Annotated in this window: 13 protein-coding genes; 6 read left to right on the top strand and 7 right to left on the bottom strand. The window is 41.6% G+C overall.

The features are described 5' to 3' along the window. Positions 1-101 precede the first annotated feature (101 nt). Complete coding sequence (locus ACZW67_RS07870; protein WP_110923004.1) at positions 102-749, bottom strand: alpha/beta hydrolase; 648 nt, start codon at positions 747-749, stop codon at positions 102-104. Between the two features lie 384 nt (positions 750-1,133). Between ACZW67_RS07870 and ACZW67_RS07865 the strand changes: the two genes are divergently transcribed. The 3 genes from ACZW67_RS07865 (at position 1,134) to xseB (ending at position 3,585) form a co-directional block, all read left to right on the top strand. Beyond that, the gene (locus tag ACZW67_RS07865) at positions 1,134-1,502 is read left to right on the top strand and encodes a hypothetical protein (protein WP_465182813.1); all 369 of its coding nucleotides are present in this window, start codon (positions 1,134-1,136) and stop codon (positions 1,500-1,502) included. Between the two features lie 230 nt (positions 1,503-1,732). Further along, positions 1,733-3,277 (top strand): exodeoxyribonuclease VII large subunit, encoded by a 1,545-nt coding sequence (gene xseA, locus ACZW67_RS07860; protein WP_465182812.1) that lies wholly within the window; start codon positions 1,733-1,735, stop codon positions 3,275-3,277. Positions 3,278-3,339: 62 nt separating this feature from the next. Next, entirely contained in the window at positions 3,340-3,585 is a 246-nt protein-coding gene (xseB, locus tag ACZW67_RS07855; RefSeq protein WP_465182811.1) for an exodeoxyribonuclease VII small subunit, read from the top strand. A 7-nt stretch (positions 3,586-3,592) separates the two neighbouring features. Here the strand turns inward: xseB and pncB are convergent, their stop codons facing one another. From pncB to ACZW67_RS07835, 4 genes are all read right to left on the bottom strand, one after another. After that, positions 3,593-4,819, bottom strand: a complete 1,227-nt coding sequence (gene pncB / locus ACZW67_RS07850) for a nicotinate phosphoribosyltransferase (RefSeq protein ID WP_465182810.1) — start codon at positions 4,817-4,819, stop codon at positions 3,593-3,595. Positions 4,820-5,044: 225 nt separating this feature from the next. Next, positions 5,045-5,929 (bottom strand): ATP-binding cassette domain-containing protein, encoded by an 885-nt coding sequence (locus ACZW67_RS07845; protein WP_465182809.1) that lies wholly within the window; start codon positions 5,927-5,929, stop codon positions 5,045-5,047. A 123-nt stretch (positions 5,930-6,052) separates the two neighbouring features. Next, complete coding sequence (locus ACZW67_RS07840) at positions 6,053-8,008, bottom strand: glycine betaine ABC transporter substrate-binding protein (protein ID WP_465182808.1); 1,956 nt, start codon at positions 8,006-8,008, stop codon at positions 6,053-6,055. Positions 8,009-8,358: 350 nt separating this feature from the next. Further along, positions 8,359-9,843, bottom strand: a complete 1,485-nt coding sequence (locus tag ACZW67_RS07835; protein ID WP_465182807.1) for a coniferyl aldehyde dehydrogenase — start codon at positions 9,841-9,843, stop codon at positions 8,359-8,361. A gap of 404 nt (positions 9,844-10,247) precedes the next feature. Between ACZW67_RS07835 and lipB the strand changes: the two genes are divergently transcribed. The 3 genes from lipB to ACZW67_RS07820 all read left to right on the top strand — a co-directional run bounded on the left by lipB (position 10,248) and on the right by ACZW67_RS07820 (position 12,432). Further along, positions 10,248-11,078, top strand: coding sequence for a lipoyl(octanoyl) transferase LipB (lipB, locus tag ACZW67_RS07830; RefSeq protein ID WP_465182806.1), 831 nt, complete (start codon positions 10,248-10,250; stop codon positions 11,076-11,078). Between the two features lie 196 nt (positions 11,079-11,274). Further along, positions 11,275-11,805: an inorganic diphosphatase gene (locus ACZW67_RS07825; RefSeq protein ID WP_010198287.1), complete on the top strand. Its 531-nt coding sequence runs from the start codon at positions 11,275-11,277 to the stop codon at positions 11,803-11,805. Positions 11,806-11,964: 159 nt separating this feature from the next. Next, a complete protein-coding gene (locus tag ACZW67_RS07820) occupies positions 11,965-12,432 on the top strand; it encodes a hypothetical protein (RefSeq protein ID WP_465182805.1) in 468 nt (155 codons plus the stop codon). 1,067 nt (positions 12,433-13,499) lie between these two features. Here the strand turns inward: ACZW67_RS07820 and ACZW67_RS07815 are convergent. After that, positions 13,500-13,859, bottom strand: coding sequence for a hypothetical protein (locus ACZW67_RS07815; RefSeq protein WP_201591285.1), 360 nt, complete (start codon positions 13,857-13,859; stop codon positions 13,500-13,502). Positions 13,860-13,991: 132 nt separating this feature from the next. After that, positions 13,992-14,906 (bottom strand): lantibiotic ABC transporter permease, encoded by a 915-nt coding sequence (locus ACZW67_RS07810; protein WP_465182804.1) that lies wholly within the window; start codon positions 14,904-14,906, stop codon positions 13,992-13,994. Positions 14,907-15,156 lie beyond the last annotated feature (250 nt).

Raw genomic sequence — 15,156 nt, 5'->3', positions numbered from 1 at the left:
AATTTTTCTCATTTTAAGCCTCACAATCTAATTGATGACACACCCTAAATAAATATTAAAATAACAAATAAATTTTACCTGACCACATTCAAGTAAAACCTTTAAATGCTGTGTTTTTCTAGCAAACCTTTCAATTCTGACAAACGCCCGTGAAAAAAGTGACCTGCTCCGTCTACGATGCTCACAGGAATACCCAGTCGATCAGCAAACTCCTGCATATTATTAGGGTCGATGACTTCATCCGCATTGCCATAAATCTCAAAGGTTTTATCAGCAGGTAAGCTAATGTCACTGCTATCATTTTTTTCAACTGATGGTGCGATCAGCGCAATGTTTGATACCTCAAAGTCACTCAGTCCCCATATATGGGACGCCTCGATCACTTGCTCAGCCACACGTGCCGTCACATAACCACCAAAAGAAAAACCACCAAGCCATAACTTTCGTGCATTGGTCTGCTCAGCAATCCATTGTAGCACGGTCATTGCATCCACCACTTCCCCTTCAGCATAATCATGCTCACCAGTTGACTGCCCTACGCCGCGAAAGTTAAAACGCACGACATGCATCCCATTGTCACGGGCAAAACGATACATGGTCGTGACTACTTTGTTATTCATCGTACCGTCAAATAACGGATTTGGATGGCAAAGTAGTGCCACGGTATCAGTATTTGGATCGTTAGGGTTGTCTTGTTGCCATAGTGCGTCAACTTCTAGCACGCCAGCAGGAGCAGGAATCAATTGCATACAATTACTTATTAATTAAGAGTGAATGCCTCAATTATCCTAGATATGGTTTTTATTTCAAGTGATTTGCTGTGACCAAGGACCGCTTTTTTAATTTTTGACGAATGATGAATGATGAATGGCTAGAGTTGGCGGTATCTATAATATTAGGGTGTATTCTTATTTTGAAAGTAGCGATAAAAATGAAATATATTATAGCCAGACAAGCAAAGCAGCTATGAAATGTCCCTGTAATACAGAACACAAGAACCGCCTAGACAACCAAGAGTCGAATAGGTTAAATTCTTAAGCGTTACTGGACGACACATTAGTTGATATATTGCTCACACAATATCTGCTTAACATTGATATTTATGTTCGACTGACAAGGATTGAAAACCACTTATGAATACTTTTAATAAAACTGCCACCTTAACCGCGACTATGGCTGCGGCACTCGCCTTAAGTGCTTGCCAAAGTACACCTTCGTCACCCGTTATCCAGCGCGCCAACTCTATTTATGAGACAACTGGCATCGCAGAGACCAAAGTAAAAGCACAGCAAAATGCGATAGACAGCGCGCAAAAAACCTGCCAAAGCAAGCAAGTCATTATCGTTGATGATACAGTAACTTATAACGGCATTTTAGATGAACGCACTGGCCGTATGGTTGGACAAGTAGGTGCAGTCGTCGGTTCAATTTTTGGTACAGGCTCACCAGAGTTATCACGTGATGACGATTATGAGTATATGATTAATTTCCGCTGCCAATAATATCAATATCCTTCAGAAAAAGATTGCTGTTTAGCATTTAGCCAACAAGTCTACGATTAATATATTATTCTTATCGCAGACTTGTTGGCTTCTCTTTTTGTGTGTACGCTTTTGGGGTAAACTACCCTATTCAATACTCAATAGCTTCTAGTCAATCTATAAGTTATCAGTCCATAGAAAACCAATAAGCAACTCGCTTTTAAGCTTTCATCATCTTCGGTCTACTATTTATGCGCAAACCCAATCTTTCAAGTATCAAACAAGCGAAAGTAATAACGCCTGCTAAAGATTTGGCGACTTTAGAGGCTGAGTTGGCTGAGCAAGAAAACAACCTTGAAGTCAATTTAGAAGATACCGTATTGCGTCTGAGCGATTACTTATCAGCGGTTGATATGGTTATCAAACAAACCTTTAATCACCGTGTATGGGTGAAGGCAGAGATTCGTAACCTGTCTAGCAAAGGCGGACATTATTATTTTGAACTGGCAGAAAAAGATGATGACGGTAAAGTTATTGCTAGCTGCCGTGGTAATCTTTGGCGCTTTAAAGCGGCACGTGTCCTAGCAAAGTTTGAGCGCGCAACGGGTATGCCACTCGATCGTGATTTGACCGTTTTATTAAAAGTATCAGCAGGTTTTCATGCGCAATATGGCTTCTCGCTCACTATTGAAGACATCGATCCTAGCTATACGCTAGGTGATCTTGCACGACAATATGCGGAGATGGTCGACCGTCTAACAGGCGAAGGGTTATTACATCTCAATCAGCAACTGCCTGCCCCATTTGATATAGAGCATGTCATTGTAATCGCACCTGAAAAAGCCGCTGGACTAGGAGATTTTCAAGCAGATGCTGATCGCTTAGCCAGTACAGGTGCTTGTCATTTCCATTACCATAACGCCACTTTTCAAGGCAATCATGCGCCTGCTGAAATCCGCCAAGCTATTGTCAGCGCTCAACAGCAATTTTACGACACGTATCAGCATTTGCCAGATTTATTAGTGATTATTCGTGGTGGCGGTGCTGTTGGTGATTTGGCTTATCTCAATGATTATGAGCTGGCCGCTTTAGTCGCTGAGCAGCCTATTCCTGTCTGGGTCGGTATCGGTCATGAGCGTGACAAAGTCATATTAGATGAAGTCGCGCACACAAGCTTTGATACGCCATCAAAAGTAATCGCTGCGATTAGTAGTCATTTGGCGCAACTGGTCGCTCAGACACTACAGTATCGAGCGCAAATCAAGCAAGCTGCTCAGCGTCAACTGAATACTGCCGAGCAGCAAACATCACGACAGTTGAGCCAAATACAGTCACAAACGATTGGACAGCTAACATCCCTGAGAAAAGACAGCGATTATGCATGGCGCAATATTCAGCAAAGCGCACAGCGCCAAGTAAAGCAAGCCATCAGATTGACAAGCGAGCTGCGTGTACAAACACAAACCTCTGCCGATCAGCAATTAGTCACGGCTGCTACTTATAGTCAGAATCATCAGAAATCTGTTATGCAGAGTGCTCAGCAACAAGTCGTACAAGCGCAACGTGACAGTGAGCATCTACGTGACATTGTGCTACTGCATCGACCATCTCGTGTGCTTAAGCAAGGTTATACCATGCTGACTGACACAAAAGAAAAACAGATACTGACCAGTAGTACCCAGCTATCTCCTGAGCAAACTGTGCATATCGTCCTAAAAGACGGCAAAGCAAAAGCGCAGATTATTGATGTCAATACGAATCAAAAAGCGTCGGAAACCGCAGATATACCAACTTAACGACATAATAATATCTAACGATTACCCATCTATTTATTTTACCTTTAAAATTAGGAAATTTTATGACTACCCCTACTCGTCGACGCAAAAAAGCCGCCCCAAAAACCTTTAAGGCGGCTTATGATATTCTAAAAACCAATGCGGCTGAATTACAGCAACAAGACGAGCCTGATATTGATAATCTAATGACAACGGTTGAAGAGTCCATTGCGGCTTATCGCGTTTGCGAGACCCGCATCAATGCGGTACAACAAGCACTAGATGCCGCCTTTGCTGAAGACATTAAATCTGATGAAGTAGACAGCTAAGTTACACTTACTCTGGTTCATCCACCTCGAATACTTGGCGAAGATAGGCAAGATACGTGTCATTATTGATCATGGTCTTGCCTGGGCTATCAGAAAGTTTCGCCACTGGCTGCCCGTTACACTCAACCAATTTCAGCACAATATTAATTGGTGTGATACCCATATCATTGGTGAGATTGGTACCAATACCAAAGCTTGTTCTAATGCGATCCTTAAAGTATTGATGCAGCTCCCACGCTTTATCAAGATTCAAACCATCACTAAAGGTGAGTATTTTAGTCTTTGGATCTATCTTCAATTTCTCATAATGAGCAATCGCCTTATCACCCCAAATATAGGGATCACCACTATCATGACGCAGGCCGTCAAACAGCTTGGCAAAATATAAATCAAAATCACGTAAGAATGCATCCATCCCAACGACATCCGTCAATGCAATACCCAAATCACCACGATACTCATGTACCCATGCTTCAAGCGCAGCTTTCTGTGAATCACGCAAACGCACATCCAATGCCTGAAATGCCTGCATAAACTCGTGCGCCATGGTGCCGATTGGCGTCATACCTAATTTTTTTGCTAGATACACGTTAGATGTGCCGCTGACGATTTTTGGTTCAGCGTGATGCAACGTCTGCACCACATGCGCTTGCCACGCTTTGCTAAACCGCCTACGAGTACCAAAATCAGCGACAATAAATGGTGGTGTATCACCGTTTTCTTTTGTCTGTTCTGCTGCATATTGATGCAATAAAATAACTTTCCCATCGAGCCTACGCTGACCTTCTTCAATCACAATGTCACTGGATAATGCATCAAAATATAATTCATTAACAATGGCTAAGACGAATACTTCAAAAAACATCGCTTGAATCATCGGCCCTTCAATATCGATAAACAAGCGACCTTCTTCATCGGTACTGACAGTGATAAAGCGACGTTTCAGCTTAAACAGTTCTAGATAATCGACGAAATCTGAACGCATAAAGCGTAAGCCGCGCAAGTACTCCAGCTCATCTTCTAAAAATCGCAGCTCGCACAGACTGTCTAATTGCCTCTCTAACGGCTCTTTAATATCAGCCAATGGATAGAGGGCATCTTTATTATTACGGCAGCGAAAACGATACACACCATGCGTTTGTGGAAACTGATGCAGCATGGCTTGTAACATCGTAAATTTATATAAGTCATTATCAAGTAACGAGGTAATAATAGGTGCATAGGTAGCAGTCATGCTATGGCCTTAAAAAACACAAAAATAAGAAATAAACGCCACCCAATACTCAAAGCGACATCATATGCGAATAATAAAAGATGAAGAATCATTAACAAGCCGTCAAGTATAACGAAGTTTGCCGTTCATTTCAGAGTTCGCGATTAATTGCAGCAGAATTACTACGATTACTCACACCTTCCATAAATATACCGCACAAACCTATCAATAAATACTGAACAGGCTTTATGCTTTAGCACGCATAAACTGTGCGACATAGTCATCCGCTGGGTTGTGGCGTAAATCATTGGGTGTGCCCGTTTGAACTAAGCGTCCGCCATTCAAAATACTGATACGCTGACCGACCTTAACCGCTTCATCTATGTCATGAGTGATAAAAACAATGGTCTTGTGTAGCCGCTCTTGTAGCTCAAGTAGTTGATCTTGCAACTGCGCACGAATGAGTGGGTCAAGTGCAGAGAACGCCTCATCCATCAGTAAGATTGGATTATCAGTGGCCAAAGCACGCGCCAGACCCACACGCTGCTGCATGCCTCCCGACAACTCATCCGGATAGCTATGCTCTAAATTAGGTAGCCCAACCTCATTTAGCCAATACCGTGCAATTTCGTGGCGCTCTTCGGTACTCATTTTTCGCACACGCAAACCGTAAGCGACGTTTTGCATAACTGTCATGTGTGGCATTAGCCCAAAGTGCTGAAAGACCATACTGACAGTTTGCTGGCGATAATGTTGCAGCTCCTTATCATTCAGCTCTAATACATTGATAGCCGCAGATGGTTTTTGATTAGCTGCAATTACATCGTCATCTGTGATAGTGGTCTGCGCATCGATACTCGTATCGACCCATATCTTGCCACTGGTTGGATCGATTAAGCGATTGATATGCCGTATCAAGGTTGATTTTCCGGAGCCTGACAGCCCCATAATACAGTGTAGCTCGCCCGCTTTAACGTCTAAATTAATATCATATAGCCCAACCGAGTAACCTGTTTGCTCCTTCACCGCAACACTATCCATACCTTCAGCCAATAATGCCATCACAGATTTCGCTTGCGTGCTGCTGGCATTATAAATCTTACTGATGTTCTCTAGCCGGATGTGATTCATTGTGGTTCTCACTATTGGTATTTTTTATTAAGGCCTGTCTTCATTGTTAGCCCATTCAAACGTTCATCTTCAAACTCTCATATTCAAATGTCAGCTTAATTTCTTTTATAACCGACCAAGACATTAACCAATCGAGCGTCTGCTTGCGTCAATCGTTTTTTGACGGGCCCGCTTGCCTTGACCAAATGCCTGAGTAATACGATCAATAATAATAGCCACAATGACAATCGCCGTACCTGCTTGTAAGCCTTGACCAATATTGAGGGTTTGGATAGATTGCAACACATCTTCGCCAAGGCCAGGCGCACCAATCATAGAAGCAAGCACCACCATGGATAGCGACATCATCACCGCTTGGTTGACGCCCGCCATGATACTAGGCAATGCTTGAGGCAATTTAATCCAAATAAGTAACTGCAAATGTGTGCTACCAAATGAGCGCCCCGCCTCTACCATTTCATGATTGACTTGCGTAATCCCTAATGTCGTCAGACGAATTAATGGCGGCAGTGCATAAATAATGGTGGCAAACAATGCAGGCACTTTACCAATCCCAAATAACATGAGCACTGGTATGAGATAGACAAAGCTGGGCATGGTCTGCATGACATCCAGTATCGGTGTCACAACCTTGCGGAGCAGCTGACTGACTGCCATCGCAATGCCAATAGGAATACCAATTACTACCGTAACCAATACTGATACGATGAGCAGTGCAAAAGTATCAATCAACGCACCCCATAGTCCAAAGGCACCAATGAGGAACAGCCCTGCACCGCATGCCAGCGCAAACCAAACCTTACGCACACCAAACCAGCCCAGCACCGTGACAAATGCAATAATCAACCATGGTGGAATGACCGTTAATAGGCGCTCAATGGGTAGCAATAAATAGGTTAAAGCCATCGTACTGATGCTGCGAAAGACGTCACCGTAATTTTGAACAACGCTTGCCAATGTATTATTAAGCGGTGTCTCAAGTGACCATGAGGGGAAGCTTGATGCGAGGCCGAGCTGGTTATCACTGGCAAAGTTATCATTGGCAGAGTTATTATTAACAGCCGTATTGTCGATAGCATCGCCTGTTAAGCTGATACCTAACTTCGCCGCAAGATTGGTAGCAGCCTCGTTAGATAACCACACTTGCCAAACATTCGGGTTCTCACGCAAAAACACCAATGCTTGCTCATCACCGCTACGTTTGCTTTCACTCATCTCTAAGATAGCGCCATTGAGCTCCTCAGAAGTGAACTGTATTTTTTTGAAGACATCCGCCAGCTCAGGATTAGACTCAATAAATGGCTTAGAGACTGCAATACCTAAAGGCGATACAGGGAATCCAGAGACACAATCCATAGTACCATCTGCTAGTAACAAATCCTGCCAGCAGGCGTCGTTATGGGCAGGAAACGCTAATGGCGCAAAATCATATTTTGCCATCAGGCCCGTAGGTTGCCAGTAGTAAAATAAGAGTGGCTTGTGCTGCTCAAAGGCAGAAGAGATTTCGGCATCAAGCGCAGCACCTGTACCAGGATGAGCATTGTTGAAGGTACTGTCTAGACCTGTGGTTTTTAGCAAACGGGTATTGAATATCTCACACGTCCAACCAGAGGGACAGTTCATAAAACGAGACTTACTAGGGTCTTCAGGATCTTTAAACAGCTCAGCGTATTTAGGCAGATCCTGATAATTGCGTAGACCTGGATTTTCTTCTAATACATAGTCAGGAACATACCAACCTTGGGTTGCACCGCCTTTAAGCGTATCGCCAATGATTGCTACCTTATTCTGCTCAATGGCTTGCTCCATGATCGGTGAGCGGCCAACCCACTGTTCACCAATGACTTGGATATCATTTTGTGACAACGCTGTATCAAGCGCAGGGCCTGCTCCTGGCACTTCTTCAACTGTACAACCATAACCCTCTTCAGCGATGTACTTGAGCACCCCTGAGGTGAACTGGCCACTCTCCCATGTCAGCGCGCCAAACTTAATTGGTGATTCGCAAGCTGCTGACGCCGATATCGGCAATAACAGCACGCTCATACAGAGTAAACTTAACGCAATCCATTGGCGCATGGGGTGTCCTATTGATAATTGATGCGGCATTAAATCGATGACACAATACTGCTGTCTAGACTTACTACAAAGTGTAGCGACTTATCAGACTGATGACAAATGCTTATTTTTCGCTTAGTCAGCACCATTATCACGCTGCTAATAATATTGAAAATAGTGATTAAACCTTATCAATCTACTCATATTTTTGACAAAAAAATAGCACTTACCTAAGTAAATGCTATTTCTTATCATATTGTCTGTTTAACATATCAATGATACGAAATCGATATACACCAAATAGCTGCTTCAACACAGTAATATTAAAAGCATCGCTATTTTAAACTTGAATATATCACTACTTCAAAATACTATTTCAAAAACAGTGCCATAGCCTTTTTGAACAGCCCACCATAAGGTGGTAATAACAGATTCAGACCATTGAGCTTCGATTGTACAAACACGGGTTTCATATGGCTTAAACGCTCAAATCCTGCCTTGCCATGGTAAACACCAGTACCTGATTCACCGACACCGCCAAACGGCAAATCATGCTGAGCCACATGTATCAGAACTTCATTAATACATAGACCACCAGAGACCGTGTTGTTACGCACTTTTTCGATACCACCATAGTTATCACCAAAAATGTATAAGGCTAATGGTCGTGGACGTGCATTTACAAACGCAATTGCATCATCAAGCGTCTCATAATGCATCAATGGCAGTATCGGTGCAAAAATCTCATTTTGCATGACAGCACTATCAGCCGCAGGCTCACTCACAATCACTGGCGGCATTAGACGCGTTTCGATATTGGCCTCAATAGCAGTAAGCGGATATATCTCGTTACCTGACAACGAATCTAGATAGCCTTTGACTCGTTTAAACTGGTCACCATTGATGATGCGCGAATAATCTGGATTGTTCTCAATATTAGGATAGTGTTTTTCCATCCATGCTTTTGCCAAACTGATGAACTGCTCATGATATTGACGTTGAATCAACACATAGTCAGGGGCAATACAAGTTTGACCAGCATTCAATGTCTTGCCCATCATCACACGATTGACCACCGACTCTAGATTGGCATCATCCAATACAACCACGGGAGACTTACCACCAAGCTCAAGCGTGACTGGCGTCAAATTAGGCGCCGCCGCTGCCATGACTTTTTTACCCACTGCCGTTGACCCTGTATAAAGCAGGTGATCAAACGGTAACGAGCTAAATGCAGCAGCGATATCGACCTCGCCTAAAACCACACAAACCATGTCTGGAGAGAAATAGCGCGCAACCGCATCCGCAAATGCTTGGGCAAATTGTGGCGCTGCTTCGCTCATCTTAATCATCACCCGATTGCCCGCCGTTAGCGCATCAATCAATGGCCCTACTGCCAAGAATAATGGGTAGTTCCAAGGCACCATAATACCGACGACACCTAATGGCTGCGGCTGAATTTCGTTATGAGCAGGCATATACAAGGCTGAAATAGAAGCTCGCTGAGTTTTCATCCATTTTTTGCCGTGTTTTTTGGCATGGCTGATACCCGTAAAGCTCGGAAACAGTTCGGCAAACTGCGTCTCTGACTCACTGCGATAACCAAAATCTGCATTGATTGCCTTAGCAAAACTGACTTGATTATCGCTGAGCATGATCTCTAAGTTGTCGAGTTGAGTCTCACGCGTTGCCCAATCGTTGATTGGCTTCGTCCGGCTGAGTGCTTGCAGGTGTGCAAACTGTGCGCGCATCTCATCAATAGTATTGGCGGTACTAAGCATTTTAGGCGCTCCTTGTGCTACTAGACTGGCATCCATTGCAGTCTGCTCACTGGTATTCTGGTTATTATCTGTCATTTAGCTTCCTTGTTATATGTATTAGCGTCACTGTACTATCTTAGGTCATAGCTTCTATATTGGGTTACAAATGCTGTATTTCTAGTCAAGGGCAATCTATAAATAGTAAAACCCTACGCATTTATTCACTATCCTTTAATGTAGCGTAGTCAATAGCCAATGAACAGCAAATTCAGTTGACTACTGCGTCTGTACACAGCTGATCTTTATGAGTTTTACAGAGGCGAAATTTATAAAGTCTCAATTTATAGAGATACAGTTTACACAAGCACTGTTTACACAGGCACAAAATATAACTTTGGGTGACAATCTGAAAAACTGCTACACTTCATATCAAGAAACGACACCTCCAAAATATTAATAACTCAAACTTTTAAACTAGAAACAATAAGACTATTACCCTCATGGAAAATATCACGCAACCGCTCAATGAAACGCTGATCACTAAATATCTATCAGCAGCCGACTATAATCCGACCCATGATGCGATGCTACAACGTACATTAGACCGCATTACTCTAAAAAAAGAACAAGGACTGCGAACGCCTGACGAGCTATGGATTGTCGATCATAATGACGTCTATACTCTAGGGCAGGCCGGTAAAGAAGAGCACATCTTACAACATACCAATACGCCCATCATCAAGACTGACCGCGGTGGTCAAGTCACTTGGCACGGCCATGGACAACTGGTTGTTTATTGGTTGTTTGACTTAAACAGTTTGGGCTGGAGTGTGCGCAACTTAGTATCACATGCAGAACAAGCTATCGAAGATGTGATTAATGAATGCTTACAGGATTCAGAGGCCTCTAGTAATAATATCAGCGCCCACGCACGTCGCGATGCACCCGGTGTTTACTTATATGCAGATATGCCTGAACCAGATAGCAATACCGATACGCAAACCAACGACACACCTGTTGATGATAAAATCATGCTTGGGAAAATGGCCTCTCTAGGCTTTAAGATCAAGCATGGCTTTAGTTACCATGGTATTGCTGTCAATTTAAATTGTGATTTGTCAGCATTCAATGCTATTAATCCTTGCGGTTATGCAGGGATGCAAATGCTACGACTGTCTGACTTTGTGGCCATGCAAAAAGCGCCAAGTGCACAAGTAACTCAACAGATCAGCAACGCTTTAAGCTATGAGCAAGTAACTCAGAAGCTGATTGATAATATTGCCAAACGTCATGCTGGCATAATTGAACTACGAGCACTTGCACCAAAGTGAGTTTTGAGTCCATTTTTGCATAATCTTTTTTTGCATAATCTCTTGCGCCCTTAGACTTAAGCAATATGAGAAAATTTGTAGCAAACTTGCTATAATCGCTGTCGGTACAATTGGTGCAGCGATGATATGACAATATCGCAGCCCAACCCCTATATACTATTCAAATATTTAAAACAAAATAGAACTGGAGCATTTTATGGCTGATTTTAATAAAATTCTAGACGCAGGCGACGTAGATGGCGGCATCATCAACGTAGTAGTAGAAATTCCAGCTGGTAGCAGCCACAAAATCGAATGGAATCGCGAACTAGCCGTATTTGAGCTTGATCGTATTGATCCACAGATTTTTGCTAAGCCTTGCAACTATGGCTTTATCCCACAAACGCTTGACGAAGATGGCGATGAGTTAGATGTGTTATTGCTTACTGAGCAACCATTACCGACAGGCATTTTCTTAAAAGCCAAAGTAATCGGTGTCATGAAGTTCGTTGATGACGGCGAAGTGGATGACAAAATCGTTGTCGTACCTGCTGACGACCGTGACACAGGCAATGCTTACAACAGCCTAGCTGATTTACCAAAACAGCTAATCAACCAATTAGAGTTCCATTTCAGCCATTATAAAGACCTGAAAAAACCAGGTACTACTGTTGTTGAATCTTGGGGTGATGTTGCAGAAGCCAAAGAAGTCATCAAAGAGTCTATCCAACGTTGGAAAGATTTATAATTTATCGAAGATTGGCAGAAATGCTGATAAAGATAGATATTAAAATACCGCAGTCATGATTATGATTGCGGTATTTTTTTGCTTGAATATTATGTCTGTAAAGCAGCTATAATAAACGCAACACCATATTTATATTTTTACGTCGCAATAAGGACAACCATGTTTAACGCCGATCCTAGCTCAAAACCAGTCAATACAAAGCTGCCAAAAGAAATCACCATCATGATTGAAAAAAATAATCTAGTGATGGCCATCAAAACATTGGCAGCTGACGAAAACATCAGCATGGATGAAGCCAAGGTACGGATTGATGCTTATGAGACACAGCTAAAGGTAAAACAGCAGCAGAAGCTCAATACTATCGCAAACAAACAAGGCATACCCAATCAGGCTATTAGTTTTGATAGAGAACCAGAAACGGAAGATAAATCTGATAAATTGGTCAAAAATCGTCTCAAAGCCAATAAGACAGGTAAATCGTTTAAGAACCTGCAAGATGGTGTAGAGAGTCAGCTTGATGAGTTAGGATATAAAAAACCATTACTGCCCTATTGGGTGAAACGGTTGCTAGTTATCGCTGTCGTTATGGCAGGGTTGTTTTGGATATTATGGCAGGTGTTTGGGTAAAACTTTGTACCGAGAAGTTATAGCTAATCAGCGTGATTGTTCAAATAGTTGATGCCAGAAACCTAACGAAGTCTGTTTTACATGGTTCCATTATACTAGTTTTTTTTAAGTAGTCTGTTAATAGGTTTGAAGGAAGAAATAACTGGTTCCGCTAGGGTATACCCTAATTAAGTTTCTTAAAATAAAGTCATCAACATCCAAGCGTATTCATAATATAACTAGAAACGAATACATACGATGAAAATATGAAAAACAGGAGACTAATAATGACTGTTAGAAAATATAGTGAATGCAAAGATATTTTTTGGGATGAGAAATCCTTTAACTACTCTTTAGAGGAATTGTGTATTTGGGATATTGAAAAATATTGGAGTCTAGAATATTTTTTAATTAAATTGTGTGCAAGCTTACAAGGTAACGAGGTATTGTACAGAAAGTTCGCGGCAGATTTATACTATCTTGGTCATAGTATAAATAACTTGATAACAAACCAAATACATCCTTCAGAATGTTACATATTAGAGAAATTTAACGAAGACGAGGCATGCGAGTGTCGTGACCGTTTTAATCATATTATGAGAATACTCTGGGGACGAATTCCCTTTGACTTTCATGACTATATGATAACTAGTAACCCACTTATTCAAAAAGAATTGAACTTAAATAAGTGAGATTTATCATTAGACCTCTTTCAAAAGTACCAGTTATTTTACGGAGTTACGAAACTACCTTCGATATTGAGCTATGTTCATAACACCGTAAAAAATAATCTAGGAATTTTAATAAGACAGCTTAGTGATAATGACCTACCTATCAGTTTAACAGTTGTGCGCTCATTAAAGTCGTATCCAATACGGTTAGTTTGATGCCTGTATAGCGCACCGATCACGAATGGAATATGTATGGTAAGTACACTATGAAGTACACCGTGACTATTCCAGTGAGTTAAAACGTTGCTACCATTAGTCTACAGCCAAAGATTCAAGTCCTCACTAGGGTACCGAACCAGTGAAGGACTGATTGGTTCGGTGTAGGTATATCTTAATATAAAAATACCTGTAAGGCATTTAGTTTAGTTGGCTCATGTCTTTGTCTATCAGAGTACAGTGGTCAATCTTAAATATTGGATACACATCAATAATAGTCAGTCTTTTAGCGTATAAATCCTGATAATTCAGATATTCTATAATGATCTGATTTTCATATATCATGACCCTCATCGCTCCTTCTTCATATATCTTAAATATTACTGCTTCATCTTGATATACATAAGCAGATATTGAGTTCTGCATATCACTGATAGAAAAAACCATTTTTTTATTTTGTGTATCAATGAATGTGGATTCTAGCAAACCATCCTTATCTATATGACTCTCGCATCCAAACATCTCCATAAAATCTACATCTTTAGGATAAAAGAACGACATTTTCTTTCCTATGATCAAAGTCCGTGGTCAATTAATTTCGTACAATTTAGGATGATAGACGAAAGAATGCTAATTATATAGCCGATGCTTCGCTACCTGTATGGCAAACGGAACATGTTCCCATAACGATTTTTATGTTTGATGCTGTTTTGCCATATATTTGCCCAGCAAGGGTAAGCAAAATGCTGGTAATTGAAAAGCACCCAGTAACGGTAAAAACACCGCACCCATAAAAGGTGCCGTTATGGTGTAAGCAAGCAATACATTGCGTCCACCACACACCAACGCAGCGATAATGGCATTTTCATAGCCAAAACGCCGATATATTACATAAGCTGTAAAATAAAACACCAATGCTAATACAGAACTTAGCACCAGTAATAACAATGCTTGCAACGGATTATGGTCAAAGGTGGCACGAAATCCTGCCATCAACCCCAGTGGAAACAACATCAGCAGTAAAATATTAAACTGCCCAATTTTGGGATAATAACGTAACAAAATAGCAGGTGAAACGAACCGGCGCACCCCCACAGCTAGCACCATTGGCATAACAATATAAACCAACAAGCGATTGATATAAGTGCCGATGTCTACATTCGCATTTTTATCGCCTAATAGCCACAATACGCCTAATAATGTACATGGCATAATGAGCGTAGCAGCGATGGTTTTTGCTGTCGCCAGTTGTGCATCAAACCCCACCGCATTGACCAATGCACCACTACCAAATAACGGGGCAGTGGCACCAAGGCCTGCAATAGCCAACAGCCAATCGCCACGTACGCCGAGCACATAAGCAACTAGTATTAAAACCAGACTCATACCCCCGCTTTGTAATAAGGCAAAAACCCACACATAGCTTGTCGCTATACGCTTTAACAGCGCATATTGGTCGATACCCAGTAAAGTAAAAAACATCAAAAAGAACAGCATTTGGGGTAAATATACTAATACCGCATTGGATACGTTTGGAAAAACAAAGCCAAAAATTGCGCAAACTGGCATAATTAATGTGCTATGACGCGCAATAAAACGAAGAAGCATGACTGTTCCTAATAAAAAATATTCGTAAAAAACAGGATGTCATTTCCCTTTTTTACCATCCGTTATGCAAATAATTCCCACATGATACTCTTTTAGTATTTTAATTACCTAATCATGTCACTATTACGGTTTACTGCTTTTTTTGCCCAGTTAGATGACTATCGCTTGAATTAAGGACATGCCCTAGAGAGACGCCGTATATTTCATGGTTTACACGGGTGTATGCAGTAAAGTTTTATGCTCACAAGGT

Source organism: Psychrobacter sp. TPE 89C (assembly GCF_055522395.1).
The sequence above is the reverse complement of the archived record's forward strand: the minus strand, read 5'-3'. Positions and strand labels throughout refer to the sequence as shown.

Excerpts from the sequence above, each read along its gene's own strand:
- ACZW67_RS07870 (WP_110923004.1), bottom strand. The coding sequence starts at position 749 with ATGCAATTGATTCCTGCTCCTGCTGGCGTGCTAGAAGTTGACGCACTA.
- ACZW67_RS07865 (WP_465182813.1), top strand. The coding sequence starts at position 1,134 with ATGAATACTTTTAATAAAACTGCCACCTTAACCGCGACTATGGCTGCG.
- xseA (WP_465182812.1), top strand. The coding sequence starts at position 1,733 with ATGCGCAAACCCAATCTTTCAAGTATCAAACAAGCGAAAGTAATAACG.
- xseB (WP_465182811.1), top strand. The coding sequence starts at position 3,340 with ATGACTACCCCTACTCGTCGACGCAAAAAAGCCGCCCCAAAAACCTTT.
- pncB (WP_465182810.1), bottom strand. The coding sequence starts at position 4,819 with ATGACTGCTACCTATGCACCTATTATTACCTCGTTACTTGATAATGAC.
- ACZW67_RS07845 (WP_465182809.1), bottom strand. The coding sequence starts at position 5,929 with ATGAATCACATCCGGCTAGAGAACATCAGTAAGATTTATAATGCCAGC.
- ACZW67_RS07840 (WP_465182808.1), bottom strand. The coding sequence starts at position 8,008 with ATGCGCCAATGGATTGCGTTAAGTTTACTCTGTATGAGCGTGCTGTTA.
- ACZW67_RS07835 (WP_465182807.1), bottom strand. The coding sequence starts at position 9,843 with ATGACAGATAATAACCAGAATACCAGTGAGCAGACTGCAATGGATGCC.
- lipB (WP_465182806.1), top strand. The coding sequence starts at position 10,248 with ATGGAAAATATCACGCAACCGCTCAATGAAACGCTGATCACTAAATAT.
- ACZW67_RS07825 (WP_010198287.1), top strand. The coding sequence starts at position 11,275 with ATGGCTGATTTTAATAAAATTCTAGACGCAGGCGACGTAGATGGCGGC.
- ACZW67_RS07820 (WP_465182805.1), top strand. The coding sequence starts at position 11,965 with ATGTTTAACGCCGATCCTAGCTCAAAACCAGTCAATACAAAGCTGCCA.
- ACZW67_RS07815 (WP_201591285.1), bottom strand. The coding sequence starts at position 13,859 with ATGTCGTTCTTTTATCCTAAAGATGTAGATTTTATGGAGATGTTTGGA.
- ACZW67_RS07810 (WP_465182804.1), bottom strand. The coding sequence starts at position 14,906 with ATGCTTCTTCGTTTTATTGCGCGTCATAGCACATTAATTATGCCAGTT.